The sequence below is a fragment of the Pseudomonas sp. PONIH3 genome (genome assembly GCF_002934345.1).
In the GTDB taxonomy this organism is placed as follows: domain Bacteria; phylum Pseudomonadota; class Gammaproteobacteria; order Pseudomonadales; family Pseudomonadaceae; genus Aquipseudomonas; species Aquipseudomonas soli.
On sequence record NZ_CP026386.1, the window covers coordinates 2,028,073 to 2,044,941 of the forward strand.

The 16,869-nt window shown below is 63.9% G+C and carries 13 protein-coding genes; 6 read left to right on the top strand and 7 right to left on the bottom strand.

The features are described 5' to 3' along the window. Positions 1–22 precede the first annotated feature (22 nt). A complete protein-coding gene (gene aepX, locus C3F42_RS09185) occupies positions 23–913 on the top strand; it encodes a phosphoenolpyruvate mutase (RefSeq protein WP_023629505.1) in 891 nt (296 codons plus the stop codon). A 43-nt stretch (positions 914–956) separates the two neighbouring features. On the opposite strand, the gene C3F42_RS09190 is transcribed toward aepX, so the two are convergent. The 4 genes from C3F42_RS09190 to C3F42_RS09205 form a co-directional block, all read right to left on the bottom strand. Then, positions 957–1,841, bottom strand: coding sequence for a LysR family transcriptional regulator (locus tag C3F42_RS09190; RefSeq protein WP_023629504.1), 885 nt, complete (start codon positions 1,839–1,841; stop codon positions 957–959). Between the two features lie 161 nt (positions 1,842–2,002). Further along, complete coding sequence (locus C3F42_RS09195; protein WP_104444325.1) at positions 2,003–2,884, bottom strand: carboxylate/amino acid/amine transporter; 882 nt, start codon at positions 2,882–2,884, stop codon at positions 2,003–2,005. Between the two features lie 283 nt (positions 2,885–3,167). Beyond that, the gene (locus tag C3F42_RS09200) at positions 3,168–3,767 is read right to left on the bottom strand and encodes an FMN-dependent NADH-azoreductase (RefSeq protein WP_023629502.1); all 600 of its coding nucleotides are present in this window, start codon (positions 3,765–3,767) and stop codon (positions 3,168–3,170) included. Between the two features lie 109 nt (positions 3,768–3,876). Further along, the gene (locus C3F42_RS09205; RefSeq protein ID WP_023629501.1) at positions 3,877–4,191 is read right to left on the bottom strand and encodes a hypothetical protein; all 315 of its coding nucleotides are present in this window, start codon (positions 4,189–4,191) and stop codon (positions 3,877–3,879) included. Positions 4,192–4,241: 50 nt separating this feature from the next. Between C3F42_RS09205 and C3F42_RS09210 the strand changes: the two genes are divergently transcribed. From C3F42_RS09210 to C3F42_RS09225, 4 genes are read left to right on the top strand one after another with little or no spacing between them, the layout of a single operon-like run. Further along, positions 4,242–5,165 (top strand): LysR family transcriptional regulator, encoded by a 924-nt coding sequence (locus tag C3F42_RS09210; protein ID WP_028693074.1) that lies wholly within the window; start codon positions 4,242–4,244, stop codon positions 5,163–5,165. A 13-nt stretch (positions 5,166–5,178) separates the two neighbouring features. Further along, positions 5,179–5,991, top strand: coding sequence for an alpha/beta fold hydrolase (locus C3F42_RS09215; RefSeq protein WP_104444326.1), 813 nt, complete (start codon positions 5,179–5,181; stop codon positions 5,989–5,991). Continuing rightward, the gene (locus C3F42_RS09220) at positions 5,985–6,542 is read left to right on the top strand and encodes a peptidylprolyl isomerase (protein WP_050706800.1); all 558 of its coding nucleotides are present in this window, start codon (positions 5,985–5,987) and stop codon (positions 6,540–6,542) included. Before C3F42_RS09215 ends, C3F42_RS09220 begins: the two co-directional genes overlap by 7 nt. A gap of 51 nt (positions 6,543–6,593) precedes the next feature. Beyond that, positions 6,594–8,426 carry an ABC transporter ATP-binding protein gene (locus tag C3F42_RS09225; protein WP_104444327.1) on the top strand — a complete coding sequence of 611 codons (1,833 nt, stop codon included), beginning with the start codon at positions 6,594–6,596 and terminating at the stop codon, positions 8,424–8,426. 110 nt (positions 8,427–8,536) lie between these two features. Here C3F42_RS09225 and C3F42_RS09230 read toward each other — a convergent pair whose 3' ends face one another. After that, a complete protein-coding gene (locus tag C3F42_RS09230) occupies positions 8,537–9,664 on the bottom strand; it encodes a GNAT family N-acetyltransferase (RefSeq protein WP_104444328.1) in 1,128 nt (375 codons plus the stop codon). Between the two features lie 239 nt (positions 9,665–9,903). On the opposite strand from C3F42_RS09230, the gene C3F42_RS09235 reads away from it, so the two are divergent. Further along, entirely contained in the window at positions 9,904–11,148 is a 1,245-nt protein-coding gene (locus C3F42_RS09235) for a putative porin (protein WP_046856651.1), read from the top strand. Positions 11,149–11,334: 186 nt separating this feature from the next. Here C3F42_RS09235 and C3F42_RS09240 read toward each other — a convergent pair whose 3' ends face one another. Together C3F42_RS09240 and hrpA are read right to left on the bottom strand one after the other, a co-directional pair. Next, positions 11,335–12,456 carry a beta-ketoacyl-ACP synthase III gene (locus C3F42_RS09240; RefSeq protein ID WP_094010028.1) on the bottom strand — a complete coding sequence of 374 codons (1,122 nt, stop codon included), beginning with the start codon at positions 12,454–12,456 and terminating at the stop codon, positions 11,335–11,337. 218 nt (positions 12,457–12,674) lie between these two features. Beyond that, positions 12,675–16,580: an ATP-dependent RNA helicase HrpA gene (gene hrpA / locus C3F42_RS09245; protein WP_104444329.1), complete on the bottom strand. Its 3,906-nt coding sequence runs from the start codon at positions 16,578–16,580 to the stop codon at positions 12,675–12,677. Positions 16,581–16,869: the final 289 nt, after the last annotated feature.

Genomic DNA, 16,869 nt, shown 5'->3' on the forward strand with positions numbered 1-16,869 from the left:
CCTCACAACAGGGATGAGGCATATGAACGTGATCAAGCGTGACGCACGCATCGACCTGCGGCAGTTGCTCAGTGAAAAAGCCTGCCTGCGGGTACTCGAGGCACACAGCCCGATCTCGGCCATGCTGGCCAAGAGCGTGCGCCTCGGCGCCGGCGACACCAGCCTGGGCTACGATGCCATCTGGTCCAGCTCGCTGACCGACTCGACCCAGCGCTGCCTGCCGGACATCGAGATTCTCTCGCCCAGCGACCGCCTGGAACGGCTGAACGAAATCCTCGCGGTCTGCGACCTGCCGCTGATCTACGACGCCGACACCGGCGGCAAGATCGAGCATTTCGCCATCCATGTGCAATGGCTGGCCCGCGCCGGGGTGTCGGCGATAGTCATCGAAGACAAATGCGGGCTGAAAAAGAACTCGCTGTTGGGCCTGAGCGTGCATCAGGAGCAGGAAACCGTCGAACACTTCTGCGACAAGATCAGGGTCGGCACCCATCATCGCCTGGGAGGCTCGATGATGATCTTCGCCCGCTGCGAGAGCCTGATCCTGGAAAAAGGCCTTGACGACGCCCTCGCGCGCTGTCGGGCCTACACCCAGGCCGGCGCCGACGGCATCATGATCCACAGCCGCAAGAGCACAGGCGAGGAGATCCTCGAATTCGCCCGCCGCTTCAAGCAGACCCACCCGCACACACCCCTGGTCTGCGTGCCGACCAGCTATCCGCAACTGACCTTCTCGTGCCTGGCCGATGCCGGTTTCAATGCGGTGATCTACGCCAACCACATGCTGCGCGGCGCCTACTCGGCCATGCGCCAGGTCGCCACCAGCATCCTCGAGCACGACCGGGCCTATGAAATCGAGCCGGCCTGCATGCCCATCGATGAAATCCTCAGCCTGGTGCCCGGTACACGATGACCACGCCATCGGGGCCGCTGCACGGCCCCTTTGCCGGTTTTGTTCAGGCGGCGCTCAGGTAGGAAACCAGGTCGGTGACATGCCGAGGCATGCGTTCGAAATGCCTGACCAGCATCATGTGCTGCTGGCGCGCCCAGGTTTCATCGAGGCGTCGGGCCACCAGGCCACAGACATCGAGATAGGGCTGCACCGCCGCATCCGATGCGATACCGATACCGACTCCTTCGGCGATCATCCGGCATAGCGACTCGGCCCCGGACACCTTGATCCTGAACTGGGCCACGATGCCATCGATATCGGCCTGCTGCTCGATCAGACGGCACAATGTGCTGTCGGTCGCCAACCCGACCTGCGGGTGGCGCAGCACATCGCCCAGGCGCAATGAAGCGCTGGCAACCAATGCGTGATGCCTGGGCAGCACCGCGACATAGTTGAGCACCGGCAGGGTGATCGAGGCGCACCCCTCGACAGGGTCGCTGCCGACCACCACGCCCATGTCAACGGCGCCCTCGCGAATGCCGCGCACGATATCCCCGGCCGTGCGTTGCTGCAGGTCGATGGCGACATTGGCGTGATCGGCGAGATAGCGCACCAACCGGCGCTGGGTCGACTCGAATGCGCTGAAGCCTGCGACATACATGCGCATGCTTGCCCCGTCAGCCTCTTCACGGTGGTCGAATTCGGCCTTGAGCACTTCGAGCTGGCGCAGGATCTTGCGGGCATGGATCAACAACCGCTGACCTGCCAGGGTCAGCACCAGCCCTTTGTGCTGGCGATGAAAAAGCCCCTCCCCAAGCTCGTTTTCCATCGACTTGATGCGCATGCTGGCGGCCCCTGGCGAGAGGCATGCACGCTTGGCCCCCTGGGTCAGGCTGGGGGACTCGGCGATCTTGATGAACAGTTTCAGGTCGGTCAGGTCAAGGTTCACGGTCTCTTCCTTGTAGTGTCAGGCAAATCCATTGTCGGTACGGGCGATCTTGAGCCGCCTGCGTCCATCTTGCCTGTCACCGCCGGCCGGGCAAAGCCTGCCTTGGTATTGCCCGCGTGAATGACCAAGGCGCCCATGCGGGCGCCTCTTGCGCAGATATCTCAGCGCGACGAGGCGGTCCCCGGCAGCCCTGCACGCGGACCGCCCAAGCGGCTCAACCAGACCGACGCCAGGATCACCGTACCGCCAATGGCCAGGCGCCCCAGCGGCTCGTCCTGGTTCCAGATGAGCAGATTGAGCAGCAAGCCCACCGGCACATGCAGGTTGTTCATTACCGCAAGAGTGCCGCCGGAAACCAGGCAGGCACCCTTGTTCCACCAGTACAACCCCAATGCAGTCGGACACAGGCCGAGAAACAGCAGCACCAGCCACTGTGTGTCGGTGCTCGGCAGGTGCTGGGCATTGCCGAACAGCAGGAAGGCCGGCAATACCACCAGCAACGCGCCCAGGTAGAAATAGCCGAACCGGCGGTAGTGCGGCAGGTCGCTGGGGTGGCGGGCCACCAGATGGCGGTACAGCACCTGCCCGGCGGCATAGGTGAAGTTGGCCAGCTGCAGCAGCAGGAAACCGATGAAGAACTCGCCGGTAACCGTGTCGAAACGGATTACCGCCGCGCCGGCCACTGCCACCAGGGCGGCAAGCAGCGCCCAGGGATTGAACCGGCGGTTCAGGGCATCCTCGATCAAGGTCACATGCAACGGGGTGAGGATGGTGAACAGCAGTACCTCCGGCACCGTCAGCACGCGGAAGCTGAGGTACAGGCAGACATAGGTGATGCCGTACTGCAGCGCGCCGATCAGCAGCATCGAGCGCATGAAGCGCGGCTCGACCTGGCGCCAGCGGGTCAGTGGCAGGAACACCAAGCCTGCCAGCAGCACGCGGGCCAGCACGGCGAAATAGCTATCGACGTGGCCGGCCAGGTATTCGCCGATCAGGTTGAAGGAATACGCCTGGATCAGCGCGACGATTATCAGGTAGCCCATGGTTGGCCCTCGTGGATCAAGGCGGGGACCTTAGCGGGTTGGGCCTGGGCAGTTCAACCATGGGGATTGTGGGGCTGCTGCGCAGCCCATCGCCGGCAAGCCTGCTCCCACACCGACCGCACAATTTTCAAGGACTGCGCTGTATCGATGAGCTGGCTTGTCGGCGATCAGGCCAGCACAGGATGCGCACTTTCTGCGAGCAAAAAAAGCCCGGCCATCTCTATGGCCGGGCAGGCACACCCAAAGGAGCAACAAGGTGTCAGGGTTGGGAATTCGTCGCGGCTCAGGCCACCGCGGCCAGTCTGGCCTTGGCCTGGTTCAGGCCCTTTTCGTGGAACTCGCCGCTCATGTTCAGGCCTTCGGCATGGATGAAGTCCACATCGTGGATACCGATGAAGGCCATCACCTGGCGCAGGTAGGGTTCCTGATGATCGCTGCTGGCACCGGCATGGATACCGCCGCGGGCGGTCAGCACGATGGCGCGCTTGCCATTGAGCAAGCCCTGTGGGCCGGTCGGGGTGTACTTGAAGGTGATGCCGGCGCGCAGCACGTGGTCCAGCCAGGCCTTCAGGGTGCTGGGGATGGTGAAGTTGTACATCGGCGCGGCCATCACCAGCACGTCGGCGGCCAGCAACTCGTCGGTCAGCGCGTTGGAGCGCTCCAGTGCCTCACGCTCTGTGGCGCTGCGCTGCTCCTCGGGTTTCATCCAGCCGCCGAGCAAGTTGGCGTCCAGGTGCGGCACGGGGTTCACCGCCAGGTCGCGCACCGTGATCTCGTCGGCCGGATGCGCCGCTTGCCATTGCTGGATGAAATCCAGGGTCAGTTGGCGAGAAACGGAATCCTGCTGGCGGGCGCTGCTTTCGATGATCAGTACGCGGGACATGTGTGCCTCCATCGGCGGTAAGGGTGGCGATTCGATGGAGGTGAGATTAGAGGTTGACCTATCGATAAAAAAGCGTAAAAAGTGGGATCAACCTATCGATTAACCTGTTTTATTCCGCTTTGCAGTCGAGCACGATGCGCAGTTTGATGATCTGCCGGTTGAACTTCGCGGTGACATCCACGCTTCTGCCCGCAGGCACGTTGACCCGGCGCACCCTCGGTGCCTCAGGGCCGTTGCGGAAAGTGACCTTGCACGCCGCCGGCACCTGCCCATAGTTGTTGAGGCTGATCGAGCCGATGTCATAGGCCGTGTCGTAGGCGGTGTAGTCGACCTTGACCCCGGTCAGCTCCTTCTCCACGTCGATCGGGTAAGCCATGGCCCCTAGGGGCAGGCACAACAGCAAAGCCGCACAACATTTCTTCATACGGGCGCTCTCCTTGGGAAGAGCGCAGCTTAGGACAACAGGAGCCCTGGATGAAAGCACCGCGCGTTACCCTGGATCAGTGGCGGACCCTGCAGGCGGTGGTCGACCACGGCGGGTTCGCCCAGGCCGCCGAGGCCCTGCACCGCTCGCAATCGTCGGTGAGCTACACCGTGGCGCGCATGCAGGAGCAACTGGGCGTGCCGCTGCTGCGCATCGACGGGCGCAAGGCGGTGCTGACCGAAGCTGGCAGCGTGCTGCTGCGCCGTTCGCGGCAACTGGTCAAGCAGGCCAGCCAGCTGGAAGACCTGGCCCATCACATGGAGCAGGGTTGGGAAGCCGAAGTGCGCCTGGTGGTCGACGCCGCCTACCCCAGCGCCCGCCTGGTGCGCGCCCTGGCAGCGTTCATGCCGCAGAGTCGCGGGTGTCGGGTGCGCCTGCGCGAAGAGGTGCTGTCCGGGGTCGAGGAAGTACTGCACGAAGGCATCGCCGACCTTGCCATCAGCAGCTTCAACATCGGCGGTTACCTGGGTACCGAACTGAGCCCGGTGGAGTTCATCGCCGTCGCCCACCCCGAGCATGCCCTGCACCGCATGGGCCGCGAAATCACCTTCCAGGACCTGGAAAGCCAGTTGCAGGTGGTGATCCGCGACTCCGGTCGGGCCCAGCCACGTGATGTCGGCTGGCTAGGCGCCGAGCAGCGCTGGACGGTAGGCAGCCTGGGCACCGCGGCGACCTTCGTCGGCAGCGGCCTGGGCTTTGCCTGGCTACCCCGGCACATGATCGAGCGCGAGCTGCGCGAAGGCGTGCTCAAGCCCCTGCCGCTGGATCAGGGTGGCAGCCGCCATCCACTGTTCTACCTTTACTCCAGCAAGGAAAAGACCTTGGGCCCGGCCACGCAGATCCTTATCGAATTGCTGCGCAATTTCGACACCGCGCCGCTGGACGTGCCCTTCGCAGCCCCCCCGCAAGCCTGAGAGGACCGCGCCCATGGCCGTTTTCGAACACCAAGGATGCATGCTGCATTACGAGGAGCACGGTCAGGGCGAGCCCCTGGTGCTGCTGCACGGGCTGGGTTCGAGCAGCCAGGACTGGGAACTGCAGGTGCCCGAGCTCACCCGCCAGTACCGGGTTATCCTCATGGACATCCGCGGCCACGGGCAATCGTCCAAGCCTCGCTCGGGCTACCAGATAAAGACCTTCAGCGAGGATCTCCTGGCCCTGCTCCGTCACCTGGACACCGGCCCGGTGCACTTCGTCGGCCTGTCCATGGGCGGCATGCTCGGTTTCCAGTTCGCCGTCGACCATCCCGAGTGGCTGCGCAGCCTGTGCATCGTCAACAGCGCCCCGGAGGTCAAGCGTCGCACCCGCAGCGACTGGATCTGGTGGCTCAAGCGCTGGGGCCTGGCGCGCCTGCTCAGCGTCGAGACCGTCGGCAAGGGCCTGGCCGAACGGCTGTTTCCCAAGCCGGAGCAGGCCGAACTGCGGCGCAAGATGGCCGAACGCTGGGCGCACAACGACAAGCGTGCGTACCTGAAAAGCTTCGACGCCATCGTCGACTGGGGCGTACAGGAACGCATCGGCCAGATCCGCTGTCCCACCCTGGTGATCGCCGCCGACCACGATTACACACCGATACAACTCAAGGAGCGTTACGTCGCCCTGATGCCCAACGCCAGACTGGCGGTCATCGACGATTCGCGGCACGCTACGCCCCTGGACCAACCTGAGGTCTTCAACCAGACCCTGCTGCAGTTCCTCGCAGCCGCTTCCACCTCTCAAGGATCATTGAGCCCATGCTGAAAAAACTTCTGCTCACCGCCTGCTCGGTCGCCTTCGCCACCAGCGTCATGGCCTCCGACAAGACCCCGCACGTTGAGCTGGTCACCAGCTTCGGCAAGATCGAGATCGAACTGAACGCAGAAAAAGCGCCGATCAGTACCAAGAACTTCCTCCAGTACGTCGACAGCGGCTTCTACAACAACACCATCTTCCACCGTGTGATCCCGGGCTTCATGGTCCAGGGCGGTGGCTTCACCGACCAGATGGTACAGAAGAGCACCCAGGACCCGATCCGCAACGAGGCCAGCAACGGCCTGCAGAACACCCGTGGCACCCTGTCCATGGCGCGTACCTCCGACCCGAACTCGGCCACCAGCCAGTTCTTCATCAACGTCGCCGACAACGACTTCCTCAACCCGGGCCGCGACCGTGGCTACGCGGTGTTCGGCAAGGTGACCAAGGGCATGGAGGTGGTCGACCAGATCGTCAACTCGCCGACCACCGTCAAGAAAGGCATGCGCGATGTGCCGGCGGATCCGGTCTACATCAAGTCGGCCAAACGCATCGATTGATCCCGCGCCGCACAGGGACGTGAGTCGGGTCGAACAGGAGTGTCGTCACCCATGCTGTACCGTCGTTTCGAGCAGTTGATCGACATCTTCCGCGAGGCGCCGAGCGAGGCGCCTCCCGGCAAGGTCTGGCCCTTCTATCTCTATTATTTGCGCCAGGTCTGGCCGAGCTTCGTTGCCTTGCTGATCGTCGGGCTGATCGCCTCACTGATCGAGGTGGCGCTGTTCAGCTACCTGAGCCGGATCATCGACCTGGCCCAGGGCACGCCCAACGCCAACTTCTTCAGCGAGCACAGTGGCGAGCTGATCTGGATGCTGGTGGTGGTGCTGGTGCTGCGGCCGGTGTTCTTTGGCCTGCACGACCTGCTGGTGCACCAGACCATCAGCCCGGGCATGACCAGCCTGATCCGCTGGCAGAACCACACCTATGTGCTCAAGCAGAGCCTGAACTTCTTCCAGAGCGACTTCGCCGGGCGCATCGCCCAGCGCATCATGCAGACTGGCAACTCCCTGCGCGATTCGGCGGTGCAGGCGGTGGACGCGCTGTGGCATGTACTGATCTATGCCATCAGCGCACTGGTGCTGTTCGCCGAGGCCGACTGGCGGCTGATGCTGCCGCTGCTGGTGTGGATCGCCTGCTATATCGGCGCGCTGTACTACTTCGTGCCGCGGGTGAAGGAACGCTCGGTGATCTCCTCCGACGCCCGTTCCAAGCTGATGGGGCGCATCGTCGATGGCTACACCAACATCGCCACGCTCAAGCTGTTCGCCCACACCGACTACGAGCAGCAGTACGCCCGCGAGGCGATCAGCGAACAGACCGAGAAGACCCAGCTGGCCTCGCGGGTGATCACCAGCATGGACGTGGTCATCACCTCGCTGAACGGCCTGCTGGTGGTCGCAACCACAGGCCTTGCCCTGTGGCTATGGAGCCAGTCGCTGATCAGCGTCGGTGCCATCGCCCTGGCCACCGGCCTGGTGATCCGCATCGTCAACATGTCCGGCTGGATCATGTGGGTGGTCAACGGCATCTTCGAGAACATCGGCATGGTCCAGGACGGCCTGCAGACCATCGCCCAGCCGGTCACCGTCAGCGACAAGCCCCACGCGCCGGAACTCAAGGTCAGTCGCGGCGCGGTGCGCTTCGACCATGTCGACTTCCACTACGGCAAGGGCGGCAAGGTGATCGATGCCTTGAACCTGGATATCCGCCCGGGCGAGAAGATCGGCCTGATCGGCCCGTCCGGCGCCGGCAAATCTACCCTGGTCAACCTGCTGCTGCGCCTGTACGACATCGACAGCGGGCGCATCCTCATCGACGGCCAGGATATCGCCGAGGTCAACCAGGCCAGCCTGCGCGCGCAAATCGGCATGATCACCCAGGACACTTCGCTGCTGCACCGCTCGATTCGCGACAACCTGCTGTACGGCCGACCGGATGCCAGTGACGAGGAAGTCTGGGAGGCTGTACGCCGGGCGCGGGCCGACGAATTCATACCGCAGTTGTCCGACGCCCAGGGCCGTACAGGCTTCGACGCCCATGTCGGCGAGCGCGGCGTGAAGCTCTCCGGCGGCCAGCGCCAGCGCATCGCCATCGCCCGGGTGCTGCTGAAGAACGCGCCGATCCTGATCATGGACGAGGCCACCTCGGCGCTGGACTCAGAGGTGGAGGCGGCGATCCAGGAGAGCCTGGAGACGCTGATGCAGGGCAAGACGGTCATAGCCATCGCACACCGCCTGTCGACCATCGCCCGCATGGACCGGCTGATCGTGCTGGACAAGGGACATATCGTCGAGAGTGGCAGCCACACCGAGCTATTGGCGCAGCGTGGCCTGTATGCGCGACTGTGGCATCACCAGACGGGTGGGTTCGTCGGGGTGGATTGAAGCCTGCCTGGTTGGAAGACGTGGGGCTTGCCCCGCGATGGCGGTGGCCAGGGCGGACGCCATCGCGGGGCAAGCCCGCTCCCACGCCCCGATTTCTTGTGGAAGGGGAATCAGTCCTGGCGGTACGGCAACATCTGCCGCGCCTCTTCGGCATACGCCTTCACCCCCGCCCGCTCCTGCAGCAGAAAATCCTCCACCGCCCGGCGCAATCCCGGATGCAGCAGGTAATGCCACGACCGCGTGATCACCGGCTCGAAGCCGCGAATCAGCTTGTGCTCACCCTGGGCCCCGGCATCGAAACGCTGCAGCCCTTCGCCTATGGCGAAATCCATGCCCTGGTAGAAACACGTCTCGAAGTGCAGACGGTCGAACTCATCCAGGCACCCCCAGTACCGCCCATACAGGCTGTCACCGCCGATCAGGCTGAGCGCCATGGCTACCTCGCGCCCCTGCTGGCGGGCGATGACCACCCGGATGGCCTCGGGCATGCGCTCGGCGATCAGGCTGAAGAATTCACGGGTAAGGTAGGGCGCGCGCCGGCGCACGGCGTAGGTGTTGGCGTAACACAGGTAGACAAAATCCCACTGCGCCTCGCTCAGCTCGTCGCCCCGATACCAGGCGAAGTCGATCCCCTGCCCCGCCACCTGTTCGCGCTCCTTGCGCATCTGCTTGCGCTTGCGTGAGCTGAGGGTGTCGAGAAAGTCCTGGTAGTCGCGATAACCCCGATTGCGCCAATGGAACTGGCAACCCAGGCGTTCCATCCAGCCTGGCAGACCGGCGAGGGCCTCATCCAGCGCAGTGTCGGTGAAGTTGATATGCGCACCCGACAGCCCCCCCTTACCCAGATACTCGGGGATGGCCTGCAACAGCAACAGGCCATCGCTCGGGTCGGCGGCCAACAGGCGTGGGCCGCTCACCGGGCTGAACGGCACCGCACCCAGCAGCTTGGGGTAGTAGGCGATACCTGCGCGCTCGCAGGCATCGGCCCAGCCGTGGTCGAACACGTACTCGCCGAAGGAATGCCATTTGCGGTACGCAGGCAGCAGCGCCCGCACCTCACCGTCGCGTTCCAGCACCAGGTGTTCGGCGGCCCAGCCAGTGTCAGGCACCACGCTGCCACTGTCCTCCATGGCCGTGAGGAAGGCATGGCGCAGGAACGGCTGGGCGTCAGGCACCAGCGCGTCCCAGGTGGTCGCCGGCAGGTCGCGCAGATGGGCAAGGCTGTGGAGGCTGATCACGTTTGCAACTCGCTGAAAAGAGAGTGCCAGTATTGCCAAGTCGACCGTGACACTCAAATGACGGCCGCTTTACTTAACAACAGTGCCACTGTTTAGACATTATTCTGTCATTCGCCCCCGCAATACTTGCGCCTGTTTTCCGGAACCCCAGAACCTGTCTAGTCAGGCCCTTTCCGAAGACATGCCAACTTGGGGGCGGGCGCTTGAGCCTCCCCACTTTTTCCAACAGGGAGAACCTTATGCGTCTTGTTTCTACACTTACCGGAGTGAGCCTCACCGGCATGATGCTGGCTCTGAGTACTCCGGCCAGTGCTGCTGTCGACGCCAAGCTGCTCGAAATGCTCCGCGCCAATGGCTCGATCAACCAGGCGCAGTACAACGAACTGCAGGGCGACCTGGCAAAGGAAACCAAGGAAAAGGCCGACCAGAAAGCCCAGTCCGAGCGCATGAGCTCGTTCGAACAGAAAGTGGCGTGGGCCGCCAAGACCCAGATCAAGGGTGATGTGCGCCTGCGTTACGAAGACGTCAACGTCGACAACCCGATCTCGCGCAGTGGCAACCAGGACCGTGAGCGCGTCCGCGCCCGTGTCGGCTTCTACAGCGAGATCAACCCGCAAGTGGATGCCGGCGTGCGTGTGGCCACCGGCAGCAGCGCCGATGCCCGCTCGACCAACCAGAGCCTGGACAACTACTTCGAGAAGAAATCGCTGTGGGTCGACCTGGCCTACCTCGACTGGCACCCGACCGCCATCCCCAACCTGCACCTGATCGGCGGCAAGATGGCCCAGCCATGGGTGAGCATGGGCGACATCATCTGGGACAGCGACATCAACCCCGAAGGCGTGGCGGTCACCTACAAGACCAACCTGGGCGCCACCGAACTGTTCGGCAGTGCCGGCCACTACACCCTCAAGGACAACGTCGACGGCGACGGCGTGCAGTTCAAGCACGACGCGCAGCTGTACCACGGCCAGCTGGGTGCCAAGTTCAACGCGGCCGACACCCTCAAGTTCACCGTGGGCGGCAGCATCTACGGCTACGACAACGACAAGGAGTCGACCGTCCTGCGTGCCTTGGGCAACACCACTAACGAGTTCAACCTGGTGGAAGGTTTCGGCCAGGTGGACTTCACCGGCTTTGCCATCCCGCTCTCGGCCTATGGCCAGTTCGTCAAGAACACCGAAAGCACTGACGGCAAGGACAAGGCCTGGCTGGCGGGCCTGAAAACCAAGGTCGGCGCCTGGAGCCTGGACTACAACTACCGCGACGTGCAGCGTAACGCGGTGGTCAGCGCCTTCACCGATTCCGACTTCGGCAACGGCTTCACCGGTTCGCGTGGCCACAAGTTCAAGGTCGGCTACGAGATCGACAAGAACTTCTCGCTGGGCGCGGCCTACCTGATGGCCAAGACCGACTTCTCCAACCTGCCGAACAGCGATGCTGACGTAGACACCCTGCAGGTGGATCTGGAAGCGAAGTTCTAAGCGCCAGGCTCCTTTGCTCCACCCTGAAGCGGGAAATGCTGACCCCATCCAGCATTTCCTGCTTTTTTTTGCCTGCAATGAACGTGGGAGCGGGCTTGCCCCGCGATGGCGTCATCAACCCTACCGCTGTGCAAGGGCTGATGACGCCATCGCGGGGCAAGCCCGCTCCCACGAGTCAGACAAGCATCAATGCTTGCGCAGGATCACGCTGCCAATCGAATAACCCGCGCCGAACGAGCTCAGCACACCCAGCGCCCCCTTGGCCAGGTCATCCTGGTACAGGTGGAAGGCAATCACCGACCCTGCCGAACTGGTGTTGGCATAACGGTCGAGGATCACCGGCGCCTCTTGCTCGTCCACTTCCCGGCCCAGGAGTTTCTTGACGATCAGGTGGTTCATGCTCAGGTTGGCCTGGTGCAGCCAGAAACGCTGGACGTCGCTCGGCTGCTGGCCGTTCTCTTCCAGATGCTGGCCGATCAGCTCGGCGACCTTGGGGCAGACTTCCTTGAACACCTTGCGGCCTTCCTGCACGAACAGCTTGTCGCGCGTGCCGATGCCCTCTTCCGCGGCGCGGTTGAGGAAGCCGAAGTTGTTGCGGATGTTGTTGGAGAACGCGGTCCACAGCTTGGTGCTGACGATATCGAACTGGTGCGCCGAGGTGGCCAGGTCGGCACGTTCGATCAGTACCGCGGTGGCGGCGTCACCGAAAATGAAGTGGCTGTCGCGGTCACGGAAGTTCAAGTGGCCGGTGCAGATTTCCGGGCTGACCACCAGCACCGCGCGGGCCTGGCCCAACTGCACGCTGTTGGCGGCCGTCTGGATGCCGAAGGTGGCCGACGAACAGGCGACGTTCATGTCGAAGGCAAAACCCTCGATACCGAGCGCCTGCTGCACTTCGATGGCGATGGCCGGGTACGGGCGCTGCAGGTTGGAGCAGGCGACGATCACCCCGTCGACATCGGCGGCAGTGCGCCCGGCGCGCTCCAGCGCCTGACGCGCAGCGGCAACGCCCATTTCGCAGAGGATCGACTGTTCGTCGTTGGAACGCTCCGGCAGGCGCGGTTTCATGCGCTGCGGATCGAGGATGCCGGCCTTGTCCATGACGAAGCGGCTCTTGATGCCCGAGGCCTTTTCGATGAAGGCGGCATCGGACAGCGGCGCCGCCTCGACTTCGCCACGCTCGATGGCGGCGGCATTGTCACGGTTGAAACGCTGTGCCCAGGTGTTGAAGGACTCCACCAGTTCTTCGTTGGAAATGCTCTGGGCCGGGGTATACAGGCCGGTGCCGCTGATGACGACGTTGTGCACGGTCGTTCCTCTGGTCAAAGGCCATCGCCATGCGGCGCAGGCCGGGAAAAGGGCAACATAATGGCACCTTGGTACCAATTCACAGACGAGGGGCTGGGCCCTCGATCACTGGCAAGCCAGCTCCCTCAGTTCAATGCGTACCCTGTGGGAGCTGGCTTGCCAGCGATGGGCCGCAAAGCAGCCCCAAATTCCGTCAAGTTTGCCACAAGTTGCAACGGTTAGGCTTCCACCTGACTCCACTGCTTGCTCAGTCGCTTGTCGGAAACCGGCACCTTGGTCCCCAACTGCTGGGCGAACAACGAAACCCGGTATTCCTCCAGCAGCCAGCGGTACAGGGTCAGTTGCTCATCGCGCTTGCCTTCCTGGGCATGCTTGTCGGCACGGGCCTGGTATTGCGCCCAGCAATTGGCCAGCTCGCCACTCCACACCCGGTCCTTCTGTACCTGCGAGCCCAGCTTCTCCAGGCGCAGTTCCACTGCCTTCAGATACCGCGGCAATTCCTTGAACCAGCCCCCCGGCGTCTCGCGCACGAAGCCCGGATACACCAGGTTGGCCAGTTGCTGCTTGATATCGTTGAGCGCCACCGCCTGGCTCAGGTCGATCTTGCCCTTGAAGCGCTTCTGCAAGCCATGCCATAGCTTGAGCACCTCCAAGGTCAGGCGCGCCAGGCGTTCGGCATGCTCGCTCCAATTGCCGCGCTTACGTTCGGCCAGCGAGGCCAGGGCGGCGCCATCACGGGGCAACGGGTCTTCGCCTTCGAGCACGCAACTGTCGAGACTGGCCAACAAGATATCCTCCACCAGTGCCTCGACCCGGCCCAGTTCGCGATACAGCAAGCCCAGCTCGGTCAAGCCCGGGAGCTTGCCGCGCAGGAACTTGGCCGGCTCGGCCAACTGTTGCAACAACAGCCGCTGCAGGGCACGTCGGTGCTGGAACTCGGCCTCGGCCTGGGTCGAGAACCGCCCCTCGCGCACCGTGCCATTGTCCTCGACCAGTGCCGGATACACGGTCATCGACAGCCCGGCGATCTTCTGCTGGGCGGTCTGCGCCACTTGCTCGAATACCTTGGCCTGCACCGGCTGCTCGGCCTTGTCGTTGCGCGGCAAGGCCAGGGCGGCCTGGCTGGCGGCAGCAAAACGGGCAGTCAGTTCGACCAGGTCGCGGCCCTCGCCGAGGAACTTGCCCTGGGCATCGACCACTTCGATGTTCATGCGCAGATGGCCCTCCACCAGCGCGGTCGCTTCCGCCCAGGCCTCGTCGGACACCCGCGCCCCGGTCATGCGCAGCAGCTCATGGCCCAGTGCCTGGGGCAACGCGCCCTGGCCGAAGACCATGCGCGACAGTGCCGCCTTGACGAAGTCCGGCACCGGCACGAAGTTCTTGCGCAGGGCCTTGGGCAGGTTGCGCACCAGGGCGATGCACTTGGCCTCGAGCAGGCCCGGCACCAGCCATTCCAGGCGTTCGCCCGGCAGGTTGGGCAGCAACGGCGCCGGCACCCGCACGGTCACGCCGTCACGTGGATGGTTCGGTTCGAAGTGGTAGCTCAGCGACAGGCGCAGTTCGCCCACCTGCAAGTGATCCGGGTACTGCGCTGCGGTGACCTCGCTGGCCTCGCGGGCCAGTACGTCCTCCTCGCGCATGATCAGCAGGTTGGCGTCCTTCTGGCTGGTCATCCGGTACCAGGCATCGAAGGTCGCGGTCTGGTGGATCTCCGCGGGCAGGCGCGCTTCATAGAAGGCGTACAGGGTTTCTTCGTCAGCCAGAATGTCGCGCCGACGGGCCTTGGCCTCGAGTTCGTCGAGCTGCTCCAGCAGGCGCTTGTTGGCCGTCAGGCACTTGGCCCGAGACTGGATCTCGCCGCCGACCAGGCCATCGCGGATGAACAGCTCGCGGGAAGTGACGGGGTCGATCGGGCCGAAATGCACCGGGCGGCGTCCGACCAGGATCAACCCGTACAAGGTGATCTGCTCGTAGGCCACTACCTGGCCGCGCTTCTTCTCCCAGTGCGGCTCGAAGTGGTTCTTCTTGATCAGGTGGGTGGCCAGCGGCTCGATCCAGTCCGGCTCGATCTTGGCCACCATGCGCGCATACAGCTTGGTGGTTTCCACCAGTTCGGCGGCCATCACCCATTGCGGCCGCTTGCGACCAATGCCCGACGACGGGTGAATCCAGAACCGCCGCTGGCGTGCGCCCTGGTAATCGCCCTCCTCGGTCTTCTGGCCGATCTGGCTGAGCAGGCCGCTGAGAATCGCCTTGTGCATGCGCTGGTAGTCGCAGGCATCCTTGTTCACCGTCAGTTGCAGGTCGCGGCAGATCAGCGCCAGCTGGCGGTGGGCGTCGCGCCACTCGCGCAGGCGCAAATAGTTGAGGAAGTTCTTCCGGCACCAGTTGCGCAGCGGGTTTGCGGTCAGCGCCTGGCGCTGCTCCTCGAAACCGCGCCACAGGTTGACCAGCGCGGCGAAGTCGGAGTCGACATCCTTCCACTGGGCATGGGCCTGGTCGGCGGCCTGCTGGCGCTCCGGTGGGCGTTCGCGCGGGTCCTGCACCGACAGTGCGCTGGCGACGATCAGCACTTCCTGCAGGCTGCCCTGGCGGGCACCTTCGAGCAGCATGCGACCCATACGAGGGTCGATCGGCAGACGCGCCAGCTGGCGGCCCAGCGGTGTCAGCTGGTTCTCGCGGTTGACCGCCGACAGTTCCTGCAGCAGGTTGAAGCCGTCGCTGATGGCCTTGCCATCCGGCGGTTCGATGAACGGGAAGGCGTCGATGGCGCCCAGGCGCAGGTGCAGCATCTGCAGGATCACCGCCGCCAGGTTGGTGCGCAGGATCTCGGGATCGGTGAATGCCGGCCGGCCGTTGAAGTCATCCTCGCTGTACAGGCGGATGCAGATGCCCGGCTCGACCCGGCCGCAGCGGCCTTTACGCTGGTTGGCGCTGGCCTGCGAAACGGCTTCGATCGGCAGGCGCTGGACCTTGGCGCGGTAGCTGTAGCGGCTGATGCGGGCGGTGCCGCTGTCGATCACGTAGCGGATGCCCGGCACCGTCAACGAGGTTTCCGCGACGTTGGTCGCCAGCACCACGCGCCGGCCGCTGTGGGACTGGAAGATCCGCTGCTGCTCGGCCGGCGACAGCCGCGCATACAGCGGCAGTATCTCGGTGTGGCGCAACTGCGCCTTGCGCAGGATCTCGGCGGCGTCGCGGATCTCGCGCTCGCCGGGCAGGAACACCAGCACATCGCCTGGGCCCTTGCCCTGGCTGCGCTCGTACTGGGCAATCTCGTCGAGGCTGGCGAGGATCGCCTGGTCGACCGAGAGGTCTTCCTCGACCTGGTTGCCCTCCTCGTCCTGCTCGCTGGTCAGCGGGCGGTACCAGGTTTCCACCGGGTAGGTACGGCCGGACACCTCGATGATCGGCGCGCCGTCGAAGTGCTTGGAGAAACGCTCCAGATCGATGGTCGCCGAGGTGATGATCAGCTTCAGTTCCGGACGGCGATGCAGCAGGGTCTTGAGGTAGCCGAGCAGGAAGTCGATGTTCAGGCTGCGCTCGTGAGCCTCGTCGACGATGATCGTGTCGTAGCGTTCGAGGAAACGGTCGTGCTGGGTCTCGGCCAGCAGGATACCGTCGGTCATCAGCTTGACCAGGGTGTTCGAATCGCTCTGGTCCTCGAAGCGCACCTGGTAGCCCACCAGCGCCCCCAACGGCGTGCCCAGCTCCTCGGCGACCCGCGCCGCCACGCTGCGCGCGGCAATCCGCCGAGGCTGGGTGTGAGCGATCAGGCCATGGCTGCCGCGACCCAGCTCCAGGCAGATCTTCGGCAACTGGGTGGTCTTGCCCGAGCCGGTCTCGCCAGCGATCACCAGCACCTGGTGCTCGGCCAAGGCCTTTTTGATCTCGTCGCGCTTGGCGGCGATGGGCAGATTGTCGTCGTAGCGAATGCTCGGCACGCTCTGCTGGCGCGCGGTGACCTGGGCGCAAGAGGCCTGGACCTTTTCCACCCACTGCGCGAGCTTGCCCTCATCGGGACGCTTGCGCAGCTCGTGCAATTGCCGGCGCAACCGATGGCGGTCGGCGATCATGGCGTGGTCGAGGTTCTTCAGCAGTTGGTCGATGGCGTGGTCTGTCATGGGACTTTTTTAATGATGCAGGCGAGTGCTGCTCTTTCATGATCGGCAGGCGTAAGGGGCACGATTGTCGCAGATTTGCCAGCGGGATGCTGCCTGTTGCGGCTGTGACACAGGCCAGGTCCGCCCTGGGCACTGCAACTCGAATGTTTAACAATCAATGGAATGAACGTCGCCATTCACTGATTTAATCAACCTTACCGGCCATGTGAGTATCGAGCGATGCTTCCCGACCCGACGATCGCCCGCCCGCTGCCCCAACCTTCGCTGCCGAAGGCCAGGGTCCGTGCCG